General features: G+C 61.0%; 17 protein-coding genes. 7 read left to right on the forward strand and 10 right to left on the reverse strand.

The annotated features are described in order from the left end of the window. Positions 1–19: 19 nt before the first annotated feature. From G9X64_RS04060 to G9X64_RS04080, 5 genes are all read right to left on the reverse strand, one after another. Positions 20–1,687 (reverse strand): ABC transporter ATP-binding protein, encoded by a 1,668-nt coding sequence (locus G9X64_RS04060; RefSeq protein ID WP_171375996.1) that lies wholly within the window; start codon positions 1,685–1,687, stop codon positions 20–22. A gap of 10 nt (positions 1,688–1,697) precedes the next feature. Continuing rightward, positions 1,698–2,834: an ABC transporter permease gene (locus G9X64_RS04065; RefSeq protein WP_168311563.1), complete on the reverse strand. Its 1,137-nt coding sequence runs from the start codon at positions 2,832–2,834 to the stop codon at positions 1,698–1,700. 1 nt (position 2,835) lies between these two features. Beyond that, the gene (locus G9X64_RS04070; protein WP_026188757.1) at positions 2,836–3,843 is read right to left on the reverse strand and encodes an ABC transporter permease; all 1,008 of its coding nucleotides are present in this window, start codon (positions 3,841–3,843) and stop codon (positions 2,836–2,838) included. A gap of 173 nt (positions 3,844–4,016) precedes the next feature. Continuing rightward, positions 4,017–6,104: an ABC transporter substrate-binding protein gene (locus tag G9X64_RS04075; RefSeq protein ID WP_168311562.1), complete on the reverse strand. Its 2,088-nt coding sequence runs from the start codon at positions 6,102–6,104 to the stop codon at positions 4,017–4,019. A gap of 123 nt (positions 6,105–6,227) precedes the next feature. Beyond that, positions 6,228–7,694: an alpha-glucosidase/alpha-galactosidase gene (locus G9X64_RS04080; RefSeq protein WP_168311561.1), complete on the reverse strand. Its 1,467-nt coding sequence runs from the start codon at positions 7,692–7,694 to the stop codon at positions 6,228–6,230. Positions 7,695–7,754: 60 nt separating this feature from the next. On the opposite strand from G9X64_RS04080, the gene G9X64_RS04085 reads away from it, so the two are divergent. Further along, complete coding sequence (locus G9X64_RS04085) at positions 7,755–8,780, forward strand: AraC family transcriptional regulator (RefSeq protein WP_171375997.1); 1,026 nt, start codon at positions 7,755–7,757, stop codon at positions 8,778–8,780. A 19-nt stretch (positions 8,781–8,799) separates the two neighbouring features. Here G9X64_RS04085 and G9X64_RS04090 read toward each other — a convergent pair whose 3' ends face one another. After that, positions 8,800–9,861 (reverse strand): class I SAM-dependent methyltransferase, encoded by a 1,062-nt coding sequence (locus G9X64_RS04090; protein ID WP_168315023.1) that lies wholly within the window; start codon positions 9,859–9,861, stop codon positions 8,800–8,802. A gap of 250 nt (positions 9,862–10,111) precedes the next feature. Between G9X64_RS04090 and G9X64_RS04095 the strand changes: the two genes are divergently transcribed. The 6 genes from G9X64_RS04095 (at position 10,112) to G9X64_RS04120 (ending at position 15,705) form a co-directional block, all read left to right on the forward strand. Continuing rightward, positions 10,112–10,432 carry a helix-turn-helix domain-containing protein gene (locus G9X64_RS04095; protein WP_168311559.1) on the forward strand — a complete coding sequence of 107 codons (321 nt, stop codon included), beginning with the start codon at positions 10,112–10,114 and terminating at the stop codon, positions 10,430–10,432. Between the two features lie 3 nt (positions 10,433–10,435). Further along, complete coding sequence (locus tag G9X64_RS04100; protein WP_032996996.1) at positions 10,436–10,696, forward strand: hypothetical protein; 261 nt, start codon at positions 10,436–10,438, stop codon at positions 10,694–10,696. Positions 10,697–10,705: 9 nt separating this feature from the next. Further along, the gene (locus G9X64_RS04105) at positions 10,706–10,945 is read left to right on the forward strand and encodes a hypothetical protein (protein ID WP_017957896.1); all 240 of its coding nucleotides are present in this window, start codon (positions 10,706–10,708) and stop codon (positions 10,943–10,945) included. Positions 10,946–10,954: 9 nt separating this feature from the next. Further along, complete coding sequence (locus tag G9X64_RS37380; protein ID WP_512700250.1) at positions 10,955–11,128, forward strand: hypothetical protein; 174 nt, start codon at positions 10,955–10,957, stop codon at positions 11,126–11,128. Positions 11,129–11,254: 126 nt separating this feature from the next. After that, on the forward strand, positions 11,255–13,816 hold the full coding sequence (locus G9X64_RS04115; protein ID WP_168315021.1) for a GcvT family protein: 2,562 nt from the start codon (positions 11,255–11,257) through the stop codon (positions 13,814–13,816). 368 nt (positions 13,817–14,184) lie between these two features. Beyond that, positions 14,185–15,705 carry a mechanosensitive ion channel family protein gene (locus G9X64_RS04120; protein ID WP_168311557.1) on the forward strand — a complete coding sequence of 507 codons (1,521 nt, stop codon included), beginning with the start codon at positions 14,185–14,187 and terminating at the stop codon, positions 15,703–15,705. 73 nt (positions 15,706–15,778) lie between these two features. On the opposite strand, the gene G9X64_RS04125 is transcribed toward G9X64_RS04120, so the two are convergent. From G9X64_RS04125 to G9X64_RS04140, 4 genes are all read right to left on the reverse strand, one after another. Continuing rightward, entirely contained in the window at positions 15,779–16,003 is a 225-nt protein-coding gene (locus G9X64_RS04125) for a hypothetical protein (RefSeq protein ID WP_168311556.1), read from the reverse strand. Beyond that, a complete protein-coding gene (locus G9X64_RS04130; protein WP_168311555.1) occupies positions 16,000–16,752 on the reverse strand; it encodes a COG4280 domain-containing protein in 753 nt (250 codons plus the stop codon). The genes G9X64_RS04125 and G9X64_RS04130 overlap by 4 nt, the downstream gene beginning before the upstream one ends. 207 nt (positions 16,753–16,959) lie before the next feature. Continuing rightward, positions 16,960–17,697, reverse strand: a complete 738-nt coding sequence (locus G9X64_RS04135; RefSeq protein ID WP_171375998.1) for a phosphatase PAP2 family protein — start codon at positions 17,695–17,697, stop codon at positions 16,960–16,962. A 292-nt stretch (positions 17,698–17,989) separates the two neighbouring features. Further along, on the reverse strand, positions 17,990–18,361 hold the full coding sequence (locus tag G9X64_RS04140; protein ID WP_168315019.1) for a response regulator transcription factor: 372 nt from the start codon (positions 18,359–18,361) through the stop codon (positions 17,990–17,992). Positions 18,362–18,434: the final 73 nt, after the last annotated feature.

Below are 18,434 nucleotides of genomic sequence, written 5' to 3' on the forward strand. Positions count from 1 at the left end.
AACCTCCGGCATTCGGCAATCATGCTACCTCGAAAGCGGCCTTGACGAGCCGTTCGGTGTAGGCGGTCTTGGGATGGGTGAGAACCTCGTTGACTAGGCCCTCTTCGACGATTTTGCCATGCTGCATGACGATGACGCGATGGCAGAGCGCCCTGACAACTTTGAGATCGTGGGAGATGAACAGGTAACTCAGGCCACGCTCGTCCTGCAGCTTGCGCAGGAGTTCGATGATCTGCGCCTGGACGGAAAGGTCGAGCGCCGATGTCGGCTCGTCGAGCAGGATGAATTCCGGCTCCAGCGCGATGGCGCGGGCAATGGCGATGCGCTGGCGCTGGCCGCCGGAAAATTCGTGCGGGAAGCGCGACAGGATATGGCCCGGCATGCCGGCGGCAATCAGCGCTTCGCGCACCCGGTCCTGCCGTTCGGCCTTGGTGGCGCCCAGCCTGTTGACGACGAGACCTTCCTCGATGATCTGGCCGATCGTCATGCGCGGGTTGAGCGATGAGAAAGGATCCTGGAACACCACCTGCATGCGGGCGCGCAAGGGCCGCATCTCGGCCCGGGAAAGGCCGTGGATCGGCTGATGGTCGAAATGGATCTCGCCGCTGTCGGGCGTGTTCAGCCGCAGGATCGCCTGGCCGAATGTCGTCTTGCCGGAACCGGATTCGCCCACGAGTCCGAGCGTCTCGTGACGGCGCAGCGTCAGGTCGAGGCTGTCGACGGCGACAAGCTCACGCATCGCCGGCTTGAGAAAGGTACCGTGACGCATCATGAAGGAGACGCGCACACCCTTAGCTTCGAGGATGACATCCGACCCTTCCGGCAGCGGATTGGCCTGGCCACGCGGCTCGGAGGCGAGCAGATGCCTGGTATAGACGTCCTGCGGATTGGCAAACAGCGCTTCGGTGGTGTTGTGCTCGCGCACTTCACCATACTGCATCACATAGACGTAATCGGAGAACTGCCGCACCACGGTCAGGTCGTGGGTGATGAGGATGACGGCCATCCCCAATTCTTTTTGCAGGTTGCGGATCAGGTTCAGGATCTGCGCCTGCACGGTGACGTCGAGCGCCGTCGTCGGCTCGTCGGCAATCAGCACGTCCGGATCGTTGGCAAGCGCCATGGCGATCATCACACGCTGGCGCTGCCCGCCGGAAAGCTGATGCGGATATTGCATGAGCCGCGCGGCGGGATCGGGAATCTGCACATGTTCGAGCAGTTCGAGCGCCCGCTTTTGCGCATCCCTCTTGCTGATCCGGCGATGCACGCGGATCGCCTCGACGATCTGACTGCCGATCGTATAGATCGGGTTCAGCGAGCTCATCGGCTCCTGGAAGATCATCGAGATGCGGTCGCCGCGCAGCTTGCGGCGCGCCCGCTCGGAGAATTTCAGGATGTTGCTGCCGTCATAGGCGACCGTCGATTTGTCGGAGACGACGGCGCGCTTCGACAACAGCCCCATCACCGTTCGCGCCGTCACCGATTTGCCGGAGCCGGATTCGCCGACGATCGCGATCGTCTCGCCGCGATAGAGCTGGAAGGAGACGTCCTTGACGGCTTCGACCATGCCGTCTTCGACCTTGAAATTCACGGCCACGTTGCGGGCGTCGATGATCGGCGTGTCCGAACGGCCATCATGATCGTGGCGGACGGGCGGGGCGAAGGAATTGACCAGTGCAAGAGCCATCTTCATCACCTCAATAAGGATCGACCGCGTCGCGCAATCCGTCGCCGAGCGCATTGAATGCGAAGACGGTGACGAGCACGAAGCCGACGGGGGAGAGAATCCAGGGATAGGAGCCGATCACCGAATAGGTCGCCGTATCCTGTAGCATCAGCCCCCAGGAGATCAGCGGCGGCTTGACGGCGAAGCCGAGGAAACCGAGAAAGGATTCCAAGAGCACGACGCTCGGTATGTGCAGCGTCACCGCGACGATGACATGGCTCATCACATTCGGGAAAATGTGCTGCATGATGATGCGTGTATCGGTGGCGCCGACGGCCATTGCCGCCCTGACATAATCGATGCGGGCGAGCGCCAAGGTCTTGCCGCGCACCTCGCGCGACATCTGCGCCCAGCCGAGCGCCGACATCACGGCGATGACGAAGGCAAGGAAGACATTGGTCGGCGCCGTCACCGGGATCAGCGAGGTCAGCGCCAGATAGAGCGGCAGTTGCGGGAAGGCGAGCACCAGTTCGACGAAACGTTGCAGCCAGACATCAAATGTGCCGCCGAAATAGCCCGACACCATGCCGACGGTCGTGCCGATGATGGTGACGATGAAGACCACCGTCAGGGCAATCGTCAGCGAAATGCGCGAGCCGATGATGGCGCGCGACAGCACGTCACGGCCGAACTTGTCGGTGCCGAGGAAATGCACCGGCTGGCCGTCGGTCGAGCCGAAGAAGTGCCGGTTGGCCGGGATCAGGCCGAGGAGCCGATATTCGGCGCCCTTGACGAAGAAGCCGAGCAGCCGCGGGTTGTCGTAGTCGACGCCGACGATCGGCTGGAAGGTGACCGGGTCGAGCTCTTCGGAATCCGACAGCGCATAGACGCGCGGCTGGAAGACGAAATTGCCGTCCTTGTCGTGGAAGCTCATCATCTGCGGCGGCGCGAAGCCGACATCGGTCGCCTTCGGGTCCATCGGCGCAAAGAAATCGGCAAAGATCGCCATGACGAGCAGGAGCACGACGAGCACCAGCCCTGCCATGCCGGTCCAGGAGCGCCTCAGCCGGCGCCAGACAAGGGCGATATAGCTCTCATGCCCGCGCGATTGTTTTTTGGTCTCGATGTCGGTTGTCGGCGGCGTTGCAGAAGAGTCGAAAGCCAACATCTCAGGCTCCTCCATATTGGCGGACGCGGGGATCGAGCAAAGCGAGCAGCATGTCGGCGATGATGTTGCCGACGATCAGCGTCGCCGACAGCACCATCATGAAGGTAGCGGTGACATAGACGTCGCCGACCGCCATCGAGCCGACGATCGCCGGGCCAACGGTCGGCAATGCGAAAATGATCGCGGTCTCGATCTCGCCGGTCAGCATATAGGGCAGCACGACGCCCTGGTACATCACCAGCGGGTGCAGCGCATTCGGCACCGCATGGCGCATGACCACGGCTGCGCCGGAAAGCCCCTTGGCCTTGGCCGTCTCGACATATTGGGCATTCAGCGTATCGAGCAGATTGCCGCGCATGACGCGCATATTGTAGGCGAGCCCACCGAAGGTGGCGATCGCGACGACCGGCCAGACATGGTGGACGAGATCGACGAACTTCGCCCACGACCAGGGCGCGCCGCCATATTGCGGCGAGAAGAAGCTGCCGATTTCGGAGACGTTAAGCTGGAAAACCAGGAGATAGACGATGATCAGCGCCATCAGGAAGCGCGGCACCGTCATGCCGAGGAAGGAAATCCCCGAAAGCAGGCTGTCGATCCAGCTATATTGGCGCGTTGCCGCCCAGATGCCGAAACCGATGCCAAGCACCGAGGCGAAGAGGTGGCAGACGAGCGCCAGAAGCAAGGTCCGCGGCAGGCGTTCACCGACGACATCGGCGACCGGCTTGTTGTAGAACATGCTGTAACCGAAATCGCCGCGCGTCACGATCCCGCCGATCCAGTTGACGTATTGGACGACCAGCGGCTTATCGAGGCCATGTTCGACCCGGTAGAGCTGCGCCTGCGCTTCGGCCTGGGCATAGGACGCACCGCCTTGGTTGATCAGCTGGGAGCGGATGTAATCGGCGTAGTCGCCGGGCGGGGCCTGGATAATCGCGAAAGTCACCACGCTCAGGATGAAGAGAATGGGGATCGCAGAGGCTATGCGCACGAGCAGGAATCGTAACATCAGACGGTTCGCTTCTCCTTGCCGCCAGTCGCTCCTTGTCAGCGCGGCCGGCTTGTTGGTCATATCAGGCCGCGCGCCACGCGCGGCCTGAATTTCACTTCAGCTGGGAGGGAACTCTCCAGCGTCGCATCACATGCGACGCGCTTTGGCTCTTTGTGTCCTGATGACAGGCATCAGTTGATCGGGCCCTTTTCGCCGGGCTTGCCAGGCAGCTGTTCGGGGAACAGCTCGTATTTGCCCTGCTTGTCGGCGGCCACCCACAGGCGTTCGCGGATCACCGAATCTTCAGCCCAGTTGAACATCATGATCGGCGTACCCTGGGGCACGTTGGAGAACCGCTTGTTGACGATCAGGGCGCCCGGATATTCCGTCAGGCCGACGGTGTTGACGTGCTCCGTCGAGATCTTCTGATACTGCTTCATCAGATCGACGCGCTCTTCGTTGTTCTGGCTCGTCCTGAACTTGTTGACGACGTCGACAAGCTCCTTTTCGAATGGCATCAGATCGAGCTGATCATCCTTGCCGGCGCGATGGTGCCAGCTGGTGCGCGGACCGACAGGCGCAAGCTGTTCGGTATTCTGCACCACCGACGACAGCTCCGTCGTGTTGCGCTGGATCAGCCAGTCGAAGCGGCCGGCATAATGGGCGTCGTCACGCTTGGCACCGTCGAGCGCGTTGATGACGATCTTCAGCCCGAGTTTCTCCATCTGGCCGACGACACCTTCGGCAAGGCTCTTGTCGGTCGTGTACTGATTGTTGATCAGCATGACGATTTCGACATCCTTGCCGCCGAGCGTCCCGGCCGGGAAGTTCACGATGCCGTTGCCGTCGGTGTCCTTGAGACCGGCTTTGGCGAGTTCCGCCTTGGCGCCCTCAAGATCAAAGGGGTAGTAGACCGTCGAGTTGCGGTCGTAGAAGCTGGTGCCGGAGGAGAGCCCACCGGGATAGATCGCGGTGAACGGTCCCTTGACCAGCGAGTCGCCGATTGCCTTGCGGTCGAGCGCCATGGTGACGGCCTTGCGGAAGTCCTCGTTGCGGTTCAGCTCGCGGATCGCTTCACCGCGCTCGTCCGGGCTGCCCCAGCCGTTGGCGGAGAAGTTCATGCGGAGATTGTAGCCGATGAGGCGCGGGCCGAAGGCAAGCCGGGCGGGCGCCGTTTCTTCCGCGGCACGCTTCAGCGAGGCGACGAAGTTTTCCGGCTGCTCGAGGTTCGAGAAATCGGCGGATCCTGCCACGGCCTGAACGTCACGATCGGCCCAGGTCGAGAGCTTGTAGTGCAGCTCGTTCAGATAGGGCAGCTGATCGCCCTTCTCGTCGACCTTCCAGTAATAGGGGTTGCGGCGCATGACGATGATGTCGTCCGGGCGATATTCGACCGGTACCCAGGCGCCCATGACCGGCATGTTCATGAACTCGGGCGGGAAGGCGTTCTTGAACTGGTCGTAGGTGTTCTTCGAATATTTCGGATGCTTCGGCTTCAGGATGTGCGACGGACCCGGGCAGAAATTCGGGTATGACATCGTGTAGAGATATTGCTTCGGGAAGGCTTCCTTGAAGGTCCATTCGACGGTGTAATCGTCGACCTTCTTCAGCGTCGTCCCGGCGCCGAAGGCTTCCGGCGAGGCGCCGCCGCCGAGCGGCGAGACGTTCGGGTCGATGACTTCGTCGTCCCAGTAGAACATGATGTCGTCGGCATTGAAGGGCGCGCCGTCGGACCATTTGGCGCCTTCGATCAGGTGCATGGTCAGCTTATGGCCGTCTTGCGACCAATCCCAGCTCTTGGCGAGGTTCGGCAGCGGCTCGGTGTCGGAGGCCTGCACCTGGAACAGCGGCGCGGTGCGCGTCAGGCATTCGGAAAGGCCGATATCGATGCCGCCCCAGCCCTGCGTCTGGCCGGCGCCATAGTTCCAGCCTTCCGGCCGTCCGCCGATGACGTGGCGCATCGTATCGCCGTAGACACCGATGCCGTCTGGCATATTGCCTGTCTTGAAGACCAGCGGCTCCTTCGGCAGCCGGTCCTTGACCGGCGGCAGCTTGCCGGTGGCGACGAAGTTTTTCGTGACCCAGTCGGGCTCATGATATTCGGGCAGCGCCTTGAACTCCAGGATGGAGTCACGCGCCACATAGTTGATCTTGCCTTCGGCGGGGAAATCCGCCGGCTGCGGTGGAATGGTTGGCTCGGAGGCATAGGCATTCAGCGCCGCGGCTGAGACGCTGAGCGCCAGTCCGGCCAGAATGCCTGCGTTACGGAAATTCATCATCGTTTCTCCCTCTTGTTCCGGAGCACGGCTCACGCGGCTCCTTTTCCTCGAACGACATGAAAGCGGGTCTGACGCCATGGATTTCCCTCCCGGAAACCCATGACGACCCATCCTTCAAGAACATCAGACGGCCTGTTTCAGCGCCGCCTTTTCCGCGCGCAGCTCCTCGATCGAGCGAACGTTGCGGCGTGCGGCCCCCGCCCAGTCGCGGGTCTGCACCTTCGATTTCGACAGCCGCTCCTTGGCGGCAGGCACGGCATGCGCATATTGCGGCAGCCAGCGGGCCTGGGCAACGACCATCTCGTCAACCATCTGCCAGACCTCTTCCGGCGTCGAGACGGCACCGACCAGCGGGTCGTGCAGCACGGCAAGCTTCAGAAGGTCGATGTCGCCCGATATCGCCGCATGCACCGACATGCGCTGGACGTTGATCGAGGAAATGCAGGTGGCCGCGCAAGCTTCCGGCAGGGTGACGCCCGAGACCATGTTGATGCCGAAGCGATCGACGAAGCCCGGCGATTCGATGATCGCATCGGACGGCAGGTTGGTGATGACGCCATTGTTTTTGACGTTGAAATGGCCGCGATAGACCCGGTTCGTTTCCAGCGCCTCGAGGATATGGCTTGCATGTTCGTTCGAGCGCTTGGCAGGATCGATCGGTTTCGCAGCGGATTCCAGGAATTGCGGATATTCCGTCTCGAACCAATTACGCGTTTCGGTGGAATGGCGGAGATAGCCGCCGGTCTCACCATGGATCCAGTCGGACATGTCGATCCAGCGGGTGATTTCATCCGGCCGCTTGCGATACCAGGGCAGGTATTCCGAGAGATGGCCGTTGCTTTCGGTGGAATAGACGCCGAAACGCTTCAGCACGTCGATGCGCAATTTCTCCTGCTGCGAATAGACCGGATGCGCTTCGAAGGCGGCAATCAGCTCGTCCTTGCCGATCCTGCGGCCGTTTAGGCGCAGGTCGATGAACCAGGTCTGGTGGTTGATGCCGGAGCAGATATAGTCGAGCTCGCTCAGCGACTTTGCGCCGAGCACCTCGGCAATCTGTTCGGCGCCATGCTGGACACCGTGGCAGAGACCGACGGTATCGACCTTGCCATATTCGATCGCCGCCCAGGTGTTCATCGCCATCGGGTTGGCATAGTTCAGGAATTTCGCGCCGGGCTCGGCGACCTCGCGGATATCCTTGCAGAAGTCGAGGATGACCGGGATGTTGCGCTGGCCGTAGAGAATGCCGCCGGCGCAGATCGTATCGCCGACGCACTGGTCGATGCCGTATTTCAGCGGGATTCTGATATCATCGGCATAGGCCTCGAGCCCGCCGACCCGGACGCAGCTGATGATGTAGCGCGCGCCTTCCAGCGCCTGGCGACGGTTGGTCGTCGCCGTCACCTTCGTCGGCAGCCCATTCGCCTCGACGACGCGGTCGAGGATCGCCTTGATCATTTCGAGATTATGTTCGCTGAGATCCGTCAGCGCGAATTCGATGTCGCGAAACTCGGGAACGCACAATATATCGGTGAATAGCTTCTTGGTGAAACCGACGCTGCCAGCACCGATGATAGCGATTTTGAAACTCATGATCTTCACCTCGACCCAATCGAATGCTAAGGAAAAGAAGGCCATGGAGGATCAGGCCGCATGCTGACGCATGTGGCTGAAAACGCCGTAAAATCTGCCTTTTTCCTCCCGGCCGCTCTGTCGGCCGTGGTCTCTTCCTCTTGTCGGTCGGGATTATGCCCGAAATCGACAGGGCGACCAGAGAAGGATTATGCTTTCAGGGGTAATTTTGTGCTGCAGGATTTGATCGCCAACGGACAGTCGATGAGGACGGTTTCGCTGCCCCGCGGCCGCCAGCGATTGCATGCCATGCCGACCAGCGCCGGCTATGAAGTGCGTGAGAACGAGACGTATGATTGGGACGGCCGCCGGCGCGGCCAGACGCCCTTCACCGTGCTGCAGCACACGATCAGCGGCAGCGGCCAGCTGCGCTATCAGCACCGCAACTATCGCCTTCAGGGCGGCGACACGCTGCTCGTGCTGGTGCCGCACAATCATCGCTACTGGCTGGAGAAGGGCGACCGCTGGGAATATTTCTGGATCTCGATGAATGGCGAGGAAACGCTGCGCATCCACCAGATGGTGCTGTCGACCGCCGGCCCGGTGCTGAAGCTGCAGCCCTCGACCATCGATCATCTTGCCGATTGCAGCCTGCGCCTGGTCAAGGGCGCGACTTCGCCAGGTGCTGCCTCGGCGATCGCCTATGAAGCGGCGATGGCGCTTTACGACGACGTCTTCGGCTCGCCGGCCTTTGCCGCCGAGCTCAGCCTCATGCAGCCGGTGATCGACCATATCAACGCCAATCTCGAAAAACCGCTGCCGGTCAATGAGCTTGCCGGCATCGTCGGCCTCAGCCGCGCGCATTTCTCGCGCAGCTTTGCCGAGAGCGAGGGCATGCCGCCGGCCGAATTCGTGCTGCAGCAGCGCCTGCAGCGCGCCGTCAAGCTTCTGACAAAGGCCGACTTCCTGCCGGTCAAGGAAGTCGCCATCATGTGCGGCTTCGAGGACCCCAACTACTTCTCCAAGGTCTTCCGCCGCGTCTACGGCACCAATCCTACCGAATTCCGCACGACAGGCATGTATGCCAGCATCGGCAAGCTGAGATAGCTGGCTATCCCAAGTTGCCTCAGGCCCGGACTTCAAACACCATGTTGAACGGCGTTTCCGTGGCGCGACGGAAGTGCGTGAATCCGGCGTCGAGCGCGACCTTTCGAAGTTTCATTTCTCCCGCCTGCGCGCCGAGCCCGAGCCCCACCTCCTGGGAGAGCGATGCCGGCGTGCAGATCATCGTCGACGCGCCGTAATAGACGCGGCCGACCGGGTTGAGATTGTCCTTGAGTTGGTCATGGGCAAAAGGCTCGACGATCAGCCACGTGCCGTTCGGCCCGAGCGTTTCCTTGACATGCCGGCCGGCGCCGACCGGATCGCCCATGTCGTGAAGGCAGTCGAACATGGCGACCATATCATAGCCGCGCCCCGGAAATTCCGCCGCCGAGCCCTGCTCGAAGGTCACACGGTCGGCAACGCCCGCATCCTGGGCGGCGGCCTTTGCCCTTTCAATCGACGGGCCGTGATAGTCGAAGCCGGTAAAGCGGGACGCGGGATAGGCCTGCGCCATCAGGATGGTCGATGCCCCATGACCGCAGCCGACATCGGCGACACTGGCGCCGGCCTTGAGCTTTGCCTCAACCCCGGCAAGAGCCGGTATCCATTCGGCCACGAGATGGCTGTTGTAGCCCGGGCGAAAGAAGCGTTCGGTGCCTCGGAAAAGGCAGGTGCTGTGCTCATGCCAACCAAGCCCTTTGCCGGTACGGAAGGCATCGGCGACCTTTGACTCGTCCATCCACATGGATTGCACGACCTCGAAGGCGCCGACGAAAAAGGCCGGGCTGTTTTCCTCGGCAAACACCATCGCCTGCTCCGGCGTCAGGCTGAAACGATCGGTCTTTTCATCGTAAGCGACATAGTCGGCAGCCGCCTGGGCGCTCAGCCATTCCCTGAGATAACGCTCCTTTATCCCCGTTTTTGCGGCAAGGTCCTGGACACTCATCGGCGTTCCGTCGGCCATCGCCTTATAGATTCCGACCTGGTCGCCAAGCACGACCAGGGCACCTGACATGGCGGCGCCAACGTCTCCAACAAGACGACCGACAAGCGCATCAAGTTTTTGCATATCTGGCTCACGCATTGTTACCTCCCGGGCGCGTGATAAAGGTAAGCTAAATTAGTCTTTAATAATATTCAGTCAATCAACCTGGTCGTTGGGTAGATGAGCGCGGAGTATTAATGGTCGAAAGACTGGAATAGGCGGGTCCATTCCAGCGCTCACTAACATGCTGTGCCGTCATGTAGCTGCTCTCATCATTGCTTGTATCGAGATTGCGTTTTTAATATAATCTGCCGAGGCAGAATCACACTTTTGATGCAAGGTTATTGTTTTGTGCCTATCTTCCGCTCAATGCCGCGCCGCTCGTGCCCTTTTGGCATGGTCTCAGGACGATCTCTCCTCGGCTTCAAAAGTCGCCAAAGCGACGATTGCTAATTTCGAGGCCGGGAAGCGCTCTCCCTACGAACGGACCCTTCAGGATATGAAGCACGCCCTGGAGGGCGCAGGCGTTGTTTTCATCCCGGAAAATGGCGGGGGTGCGGGCGTTCGCCTCGCGAAACGCGCCGAAGCCTCGATTGACACGAATGAGACTGAGACGGTTCAATATGAAGAATATCTCGAAAACGACGCACCGCCCGGTGCGGGTGGCTGAATGATGGCGAAAAAAGAAAAGCTCGAACACTCCGAACTGGCGGGAGAATTCACCGACGACGGGATCACCGTGCTCGTCGATATCTTCCGCACGTCCGGCAGCAACGAAGACTGGACGATGGAGGTGGTCACGCAAGCGGAGGACCTGATCCGCTGGGACGAGCCATTTCCGACCGACCGGGATGCCTTCGACGAATTCCTGGCCGTCGTCGCCCGCGACGGCATTCGATCGTTTCTTGAGGATGAAGAGCCGTCCGTGCATTGAGGGTATCCCGTGAAAAGCATCAATGATCTCGTCGCATCGGCGAAAACCGTCTGCGATCGGTACCGGGCCGGGCGGATGGAGCGCGAGACCGTGCGGGAATGGGTTCTCGGACTTGGCGCCTATCCGCCGCCGCATGGTGACCGCGTGCGGGAAGCTGCGGAATGGTTCCGGCTGCACAATCGCGAGCCTGTTTCCGAAGACATCGTGCTGGTCGACATCGACCGACTTGCAGCGATTGCAGCGCCGTGATCCCGGGGCGTGCGGGCGGACGGGCTAGCCGCAAGGGCTCGCCCATATCCGGTCGTCGCCGCTTTGCCTAACCGTTCGATCCGGGCTGACGCAATTACGCCGGTACTCGGCGGCGTAGGACCAATGACGATCATGAGCCTTGTGCATAATAGCCCATCGCAGCTTCCATGCGGAAAGGTCTAGGGGTTCCGCAGCTTCGGCAAATGTGACACCTTTACCAGGCTGACATGGCTCCTGCATCTGACGCGCAAAGCGTAAGTCAAGCGCGGCTAAATAATTCAATTCGTGCGGAAGCAGAAGGAACAGCACGTGGCAGCATTTCCCGAAAAGGCAAAGGTCGTCATCATCGGGCTCGGCGGTATCGTCGGCGCCTCCATCGCGCATCATCTCGTCGAGCGCGGATGGGACGATATCGTCGGCATCGACAAGTCGGGCATACCGACCGATATCGGCTCGACAGCCCATGCCTCGGACTTCTGTTACACCACCAGCCACGACTATCTGTCGGTCTGGACCACGCAATATTCGATCGATTTCTATGAGAAGATGGGCCACTACGCGCGCATCGGCGGTCTCGAAGTGGCGCGCACCGGCGACGATACCTGGATGGAGGAAATCAAGCGAAAGCTTTCCTCGGCACGCGCTTTCGGCACGCGCGCCCATTATGTCAGCCCTTCCGAAATCAAGGAGAGGTTCCCGCTGATCGAGGAAGATCAGGTGATGGGCGGCCTTTACGATCCGGATGCCGGCCTCGTCATTCCGCGCTCGCAGACCGTTGCCGGCAAGCTGGTCGATGCCGCCGAAAAGGCAGGCAAGCTCAAGGTGTTCGGCAACACGCCGGCCAAGTCGCTGATCGTCGAAGGCGGCCGCATCAAGGGCGTCGTCACCCATCGCGGCACTATTATGGCCGACCACGTCATCGTCTGTGCCGGCCTCTGGGGGCGCCTGATCGCGGAGATGGTCGGCGAAGACCTGCCGGTCATGCCGGTCGACCACCCGCTTACCTTCTTCGGTCCGTATAACGAGTTTGAAGGCACCGGCAAGGAAATCGGCTTCCCGCTGCTGCGCGACCAGGGCAACTCCGCCTATATGCGCGATACCGGCGACCCGGCGACGACGGAGGGCGGCCAGATCGAGTGGGGCTATTACGAAGCCACCAATCCGCGCATGTGCCATCCGCGCGAACTCCTTGAAAAACACGAAGCCCGCCTTTCGCCCTCCCAGCGTGACCTCGAGATGGAACAGATCATCGAGCCGCTCGAGCGCGCCATGGAACTGACGCCGATCCTCGGCGAACTCGGCTATAACGAGGGTCATTCCTTCAACGGCCTGTTGCAGGTTTCCGCCGCCGGCGGCGCATCCTGCGGCGAGAGCCAGAAGGTGCGCGGTCTCTGGTATTGCGTTGCCATCTGGGTCAAGGACGGTCCTGGCTATGGCAAGCTGATCGCCGACTGGATGACCGATGGCCGCACTGAAATCGATCACAACAGCATCGACTACGCCCGCTTCTATCCGCATCAGTTGACCGAAGAGTTCATCGAGGGCCGCTGCTACGAAGCCGCCCAGAAGATCTACTTCCCGGCCGTTCACACCCGCGAACCCTATGCATCCGGCCGCAACGCCAAACGCTCGCCCTTCTACGAGCGCGAAAAGGAGCTAGGCGGTTACTTCATGGAACTTGGCGGCTGGGAGCGTGCACACGGCTACGCCGCCAACGAGCACCTTCTGGAGAAATACGCCGACCGCGTCCCGCTTCGCGAGAATGAATGGGACAGCCGCCATTTCTGGCGCGTGTCGAATGCCGAGCATCTGGCGATGAGCGAGGATTGCGGCATCGTCAATCTCAGCCACTTCCACATGGTCGATATCGAGGGACCGGACCATGTCGAGCTGATGGAATGGCTGTGCGCCGCCAAGATCGGCGGCGATGCAAACATCGGCAAGGGCATTTACACCCACTTCCTCGACGACGAAGGCATGGTCCGCGCTGACTTCACCGTCTTCCGCATGGCCGACCGCTGCCGTCTCGTCAACGGCGCTGATGCCGGCCCGCGCGACCTACACTATATGAAGCGCGTCGCCGAAGACCGCGGCCTTGACGTGACCATCACCGACGTCTCGGAAAAATTCGTGACGATCGGCATCTGGGGTCCGAACGCGCGCGACACGCTGAAGAAGGCCGTGGCCGATCCGGCCGGCCTCGATCAGGAAAACTTCGCCTTCGCGGCGATCAAGCCGATCGAAATCGCAGGCAAGCCCGTCACGGCCTTCCGCATTTCCTATGTCGGGGAGCAGGGCTGGGAACTGCATATGAAGTACGAAGACGGCCTCGTCGTCTGGGATGCACTGCGCTCGACCGGCGTGATGGCCTTCGGCGTAGAAACCTATGCGAACTCGCGCCGCATGGAAAAGAGCCTACGCCTGCAGAACGCCGACCTCCTGACCCAGTACAACCTGATCGAAGCCGATCTCGCCCGTCCAAAGGTCAAGGAAGCCGATTTCCGCGGCAAGGCAAAACATCTGGAATACAAGGCGCGCGAGCACCAGCCGGCCATGCTCTGCACGCTTGTGATGACCGAGAATACCGACAAATCGGGCGTAAAGCGTTATCCCGTCGGCAACATGCCGGTTGTCGATCCCGCCACGGGAGAGGTCCTGGTCGACGAGCTTGGCCGTCGGTCCTACACGACCTCGGTCGCCTACGGCCCGACGGTCGGAAAGAACATTGCTTTGGCCTATCTGCCCTGGTCGTATTGCCAGGTCGGACGCAGGCTGAATGTCGAGTATTTTGCCGAGACCTATCCGGTGGAGGTTGTCGGCGTCGGGTACAAGCCAATCTATGATCCAGAAAACCTGAAGCCGCGCACTTAGCTAAGCGCATCGCCCCGCAAATCGGAATCGATTTTCGGAAAGCACGTGCGAGGATTGAAAGTGTTACAGCGCCGCGTGTCTTAAAAGACGCGCGGCGCTGTAAGCGCTCCAGCACTTGTGACGCCGCAAGGATGAGGCGCCACAGACATGAGGTTGATCGTCAGCGCCACGCTGAACGGCGGCTCGGTGGGGGTCGCTGGTGACCCGGCTTCCGACGCTCTGGGTGCTGGCACTATTTTACGGTTGCCTCGCAGTCGGATTGGAAGTCAGGATGTGGCGAAGCGTCATTAGAATTCAAGAGTGAGGCATGATGTTGACCGAAAGCCGCTCACACTTTTCGGCTTCACGCTCTGGCGAGTGGACAGTCGATGCTTGATAATCCCACATGGTCCGGAGTGCTTACCGATCCTGTCGTCCAAGCCGGGACATTGGCCGTGGTCGGTGCGATCGTCACGCGCATAGCGCTTCGGCCCTTCCCGAGCTGGAAGCTCGCCGGCCAGGTGTTTTTCTTCGCGGCACTCACCGTCCTGCTGCTTTATCACGACATCGTACCCTACGAAGTCGGGCCGACGACGGCTTCGACCTTCGAACGCGTCTTCATCGCCCTTGCCAAGGTGGTCTGGTGGATCAATGCCGCCTGGGCGCTGATCGCCTTCGTCCGCGTCTTCCTGATCTTCGAGCGCCAACCGCGCGAAGGTCGTCTCGTTCAGGATCTGGTCATCGGCCTGATCTATCTCGGCGCGATCCTCTCGGTGGTCGCCTATGTCTTCAGCTTTCCCGTCGGCACGCTGATCGCCACGTCGGGTGTCTTTGCCATCATTCTCGGCCTTGCGATGCAAAGCACCTTGAGCGACGTCTTTTCCGGCATCGCGCTCAATCTCGGCCGGCCCTATACGATTGGCGACTGGATCGTGCTGAATGACGGTATCGAGGGCCGCGTCGTCGAAACCAACTGGCGCTCCACCCACCTGCTGAACGGCTCAAACGACCTCGTCGTCCTGCCCAATAGTTTTCTGGCCAAGGTCGGGCTGACCAACCTCAGCAGTCCTGACCGCAGTCACGGGGCAACGCTGACGGTCCGCGTCGTGCCGACGATCGGGCCATCGGCGATCATCGACGTCATGCGCGCCGTGCTCTTGAGCAGCGGCTCGATCCTGACTGAGCCGAAACCCGGCGTGCAGATCAAATCGCTGACATCAGATGCAGTGGAGCTGGAACTCTCCTTCCGCGTCAAGGATATCGGCCAGACGGGACCGGCGAAGAACGAGATATTCGATCTCATCTACCGCCATATCAAGGCTGCTGGCCTCACCTTGGCACGACCGCTCGATGCCGCCGGCCCACCGCCCGACCAGTTGCAGCCGGAGGAGGTGATGAAGCCGCACCGGCCGACGCCGCTTAAGCTTCTCGACGCCATCCCGTTGTTTTCCTCGCTGACCGAGGATGAGAAGGAAACGCTGGCAGCCTCCATGACCCGGCGGACCTACAAAAAGGATTCCATCCTTATCGAGCAGGGCGATACGGTCGCATCGCTGATGATCGTGCGCAGCGGCGCCCTTGTCGCCACGCGCCAGGAAGGCCATAAGGAAATCGAACTCGGCCGGCTGGCGCCGGGCGATTATTTCGGCGAAAGCGGACTGCTGATCGGTGTCGGCGAAGCGGCGAGCCTGCGGGCGCTGACCTTCGTCGTCGTCTACGAGATTGCCCAGGCAAGCCTGACACCGCTGCTGCACGACCGGCCCGGCATTGCCGAAGAGCTTGCCGCCACCCTCTTACACCGTATCGAGACCGGCCAGCATTCCTTCGCGGCCGAAGGCGCCACGTTGCACGGCCGCTCGGTGAGCTCGTTGGTGACGCGTATCCGCCACCTGTTCCAGGTGCCGCAATAGCTGCCCTAAATCAAAGAAATGCGTGATGTCGTTCGAAAACCGCTTCACACTTTTCGGCATCACATGCTCCGGACTATTTCCGCTGAAACTTCTTCCGCGCCGCGCGCGCCACGCTCTCGGCGAGGATCAGCAGGCAGCCGAGGAGAAGCAGGGCGGCGGCGAGAAGCGCGTCGGCATGGGCGAATTTCACCAGCACGCCGACAAGGGCGATCAATAGCAGCGCCGCCAGCGCCAGCGCGCCGTCGTCGATGAACATGCCGAAGAATTCCCTGAACACGAGTTTGAGAATATTCGTCATGCGGCGACCTCGGCATTGGCGTTGAAATACTGGCGCAGCATCCGGACTGCGGCGAAAGAAAAGACGGCGAGCACGGCAAGGATCGCCAGGAGCGAAAGGTCGGCGCCCGGCCACTCGGCGCCTATACCCTCGCCGACCCAGAATATGCCGAAGGCGCTGAGCAGCAACCCGACGACGAATTTGAGGCTGTTCTCCGGAACCGCCGAGAGCGGTTTGTTCACGAAGAGGCCGATGATCAGCACCAGCAGGCAAGCCGCGGCGGCCCCAAGGCTGGCATAGCCGATCATGCCATGTCCGGCGCCGGTGGCGATGACGATGAACACCACTTCGATTCCCTCGAGCAGCACGGCCTTGAAGGCCGCAATGCCCGCCAGCAAATTCGCGCGGCGCTCTGCGGATTGGCGCCTCAGACTATCCGTCTCGGCTGCAAAGGCCCTGTCCTCGTCGTGCAGCGCGATGATGCCCGAAGCCCTGAGGATCGCCTTGCGCAACCAGCGCAGGCCGAAGAGAACGAGCAGCGTTCCGATAACGAACTGCATCAGCTCGACCGGAATGAGGTGGAGCAACGGACCGAGCGCCAACACAAGGATGGCCAGAACGCCGAGCGCCAGACCAGTGCCGATGAAGGCCGGACGCCAGCTTTGCGTGACGCCGACGGCGAGGATGATGGTGAAGGCTTCGACGACCTCGACGAAGGAGCCGAGAAATGCGGCCGTGACCGTCGAGGTGATCGTTGTCAGAGTTGCCATGGTTTTTGTCCATTATACCGACGGAGATCAAGGTCCTGTAGATGCCGCAACGCTGTGCAACAGCTGCATGAAGGGGAAAAGGCGTGCGCTGCTAAAGATTATGCATGAAGGGCATTGAAGCATGAGATTGAAAATCTGGAAGCGGATCGGCCCTGATCGGCATCCCCTATCTCTCCGCCGTCACGCCATGGACGAGACTTGGGAGAGCTATCTGCTGTCGCCGTTTCCAGCCTCGGCGGCACCATCTGGCGCGCGGCTTGGAACGAACCGTTTCGAGATCAGCCAGCAGCCGAGCGCCCAGAGCGCGCCGGCGCACCATCCGGCGAAGACATCCGTGGGGTAATGGACACCGAGATAGATCCGGCTCAAGCCGATGATGACGGCAAGGAAGACGCCGGCGCCCATGACGAAGATCCGCGTCGACCGATAACGCTGTGTCCGCGCCAGCAGCGCCCCAAGCGTCAGATAGGTGACCGCCGAGACCATCGCGTGTCCGGAGGGAAAGCTGAGATCGCTCACCTCGACCAGATGCGGCACGATATCGGGGCGCGGCCGGGCAACAAGGATCTTCAAGAGCGTGCTCGCCAGCCAGCCGGTCAGCACCGAGGAAAAGACGAAGATGGCGATCGGCCAGCGCCGGTCGAACAGAAGATAGATGGTGATCAGAGCCGTCAGCAGCGAGAGAACGGTGATGCCGCCGAGGGCGGTGATATCGTCGACGGCATGCGTCAGCCAGCCGGGGCCGATCGGCACGGCAAGATCGTCCGCACGTCTCAACGCCAGCAGAATCACCTCGTCGAAGCGAAAGGTCTCACCTTCCAGGACTTCGCTGGTCAGCCGCTGGAGCACGAACAGTCCGCCCGCGATTGACGCGAGCGTAATCAGCGTCAGCGGTTCATAGGCGGTAAGCCTTGTCAGAAAACCTTGTCGTTGAACCTCAGTCATGCCTGCCGTCGAGCTCCCTTTACATGATGTCGTCCTCGCCAGATTGGCAACGCGACCTCGGGATTCAAGGCCTAGCTGCATTCAAGGACGCTCCTAAAGGGAGTTTTTACGCTTGGCGAGTTCACCTTCGACGGTTCATCGACACAACCAGCGAGATGGCGAAAGGCATTGATCCGGTCGCGCTCCGGCAAGGGACCGCGGCGGCCGGGTCGGCAAAAACGCGCTGCCGCGGCACACCATCGAGGGCGATCGCACACCGACCGTCATCCTTTGAAAAGCGCGGGTCAACAGCTCACGATCCGAACGCCTTGTTGATGGCCGCGATCAGCGCGGCTCCGGAAAACTGCTTCTGCAGATAAGCAACGCATCCCACCTCTTCCGCCTCCGCCTTCACGGAGGCGGTTTCCAGTGCCGTGATGAAAATCACCGGAAGGGTTGTCCCCTCGGCCCTCAGCCTGCGTTGCAGATCGATGCCGGACATGCCTCCGAGGTCGATATCAAGGACAAGGCAGTCTATCGCCGTTTTGGGATCGCGAGCGAGAAAGGCTTCGGCGGATGCATACTCCATGGCCAGAAAACCGTAGGCGTTGAGCAGCCGCCCGAGGCTGCGCCGTAGGCTTGCGTCATCATCGACGACAGCGACCGTGCGGCGAAGGTTCTCCACCTCATGCCCCCTCTTTCGAACATATGAGAGATTAACGGTTCCCGATCAAATTAGGCCGCTTGGAGGTCGATTG

It is taken from the genome of Rhizobium sophorae, assembly GCF_013087515.1.
Lineage (GTDB): Bacteria > Pseudomonadota > Alphaproteobacteria > Rhizobiales > Rhizobiaceae > Rhizobium > Rhizobium sophorae.

Excerpts from the sequence above, each read along its gene's own strand:
- G9X64_RS04060 (WP_171375996.1), bottom strand. The coding sequence starts at position 1,687 with ATGGCTCTTGCACTGGTCAATTCCTTCGCCCCGCCCGTCCGCCACGAT.
- G9X64_RS04065 (WP_168311563.1), bottom strand. The coding sequence starts at position 2,834 with ATGTTGGCTTTCGACTCTTCTGCAACGCCGCCGACAACCGACATCGAG.
- G9X64_RS04070 (WP_026188757.1), bottom strand. The coding sequence starts at position 3,843 with ATGTTACGATTCCTGCTCGTGCGCATAGCCTCTGCGATCCCCATTCTC.
- G9X64_RS04075 (WP_168311562.1), bottom strand. The coding sequence starts at position 6,104 with ATGATGAATTTCCGTAACGCAGGCATTCTGGCCGGACTGGCGCTCAGC.
- G9X64_RS04080 (WP_168311561.1), bottom strand. The coding sequence starts at position 7,694 with ATGAGTTTCAAAATCGCTATCATCGGTGCTGGCAGCGTCGGTTTCACC.
- G9X64_RS04085 (WP_171375997.1), top strand. The coding sequence starts at position 7,755 with ATGCTGACGCATGTGGCTGAAAACGCCGTAAAATCTGCCTTTTTCCTC.
- G9X64_RS04090 (WP_168315023.1), bottom strand. The coding sequence starts at position 9,861 with ATGCGTGAGCCAGATATGCAAAAACTTGATGCGCTTGTCGGTCGTCTT.
- G9X64_RS04100 (WP_032996996.1), top strand. The coding sequence starts at position 10,436 with ATGGCGAAAAAAGAAAAGCTCGAACACTCCGAACTGGCGGGAGAATTC.
- G9X64_RS04120 (WP_168311557.1), top strand. The coding sequence starts at position 14,185 with ATGCTTGATAATCCCACATGGTCCGGAGTGCTTACCGATCCTGTCGTC.
- G9X64_RS04125 (WP_168311556.1), bottom strand. The coding sequence starts at position 16,003 with ATGACGAATATTCTCAAACTCGTGTTCAGGGAATTCTTCGGCATGTTC.
- G9X64_RS04130 (WP_168311555.1), bottom strand. The coding sequence starts at position 16,752 with ATGGCAACTCTGACAACGATCACCTCGACGGTCACGGCCGCATTTCTC.
- G9X64_RS04135 (WP_171375998.1), bottom strand. The coding sequence starts at position 17,697 with ATGACTGAGGTTCAACGACAAGGTTTTCTGACAAGGCTTACCGCCTAT.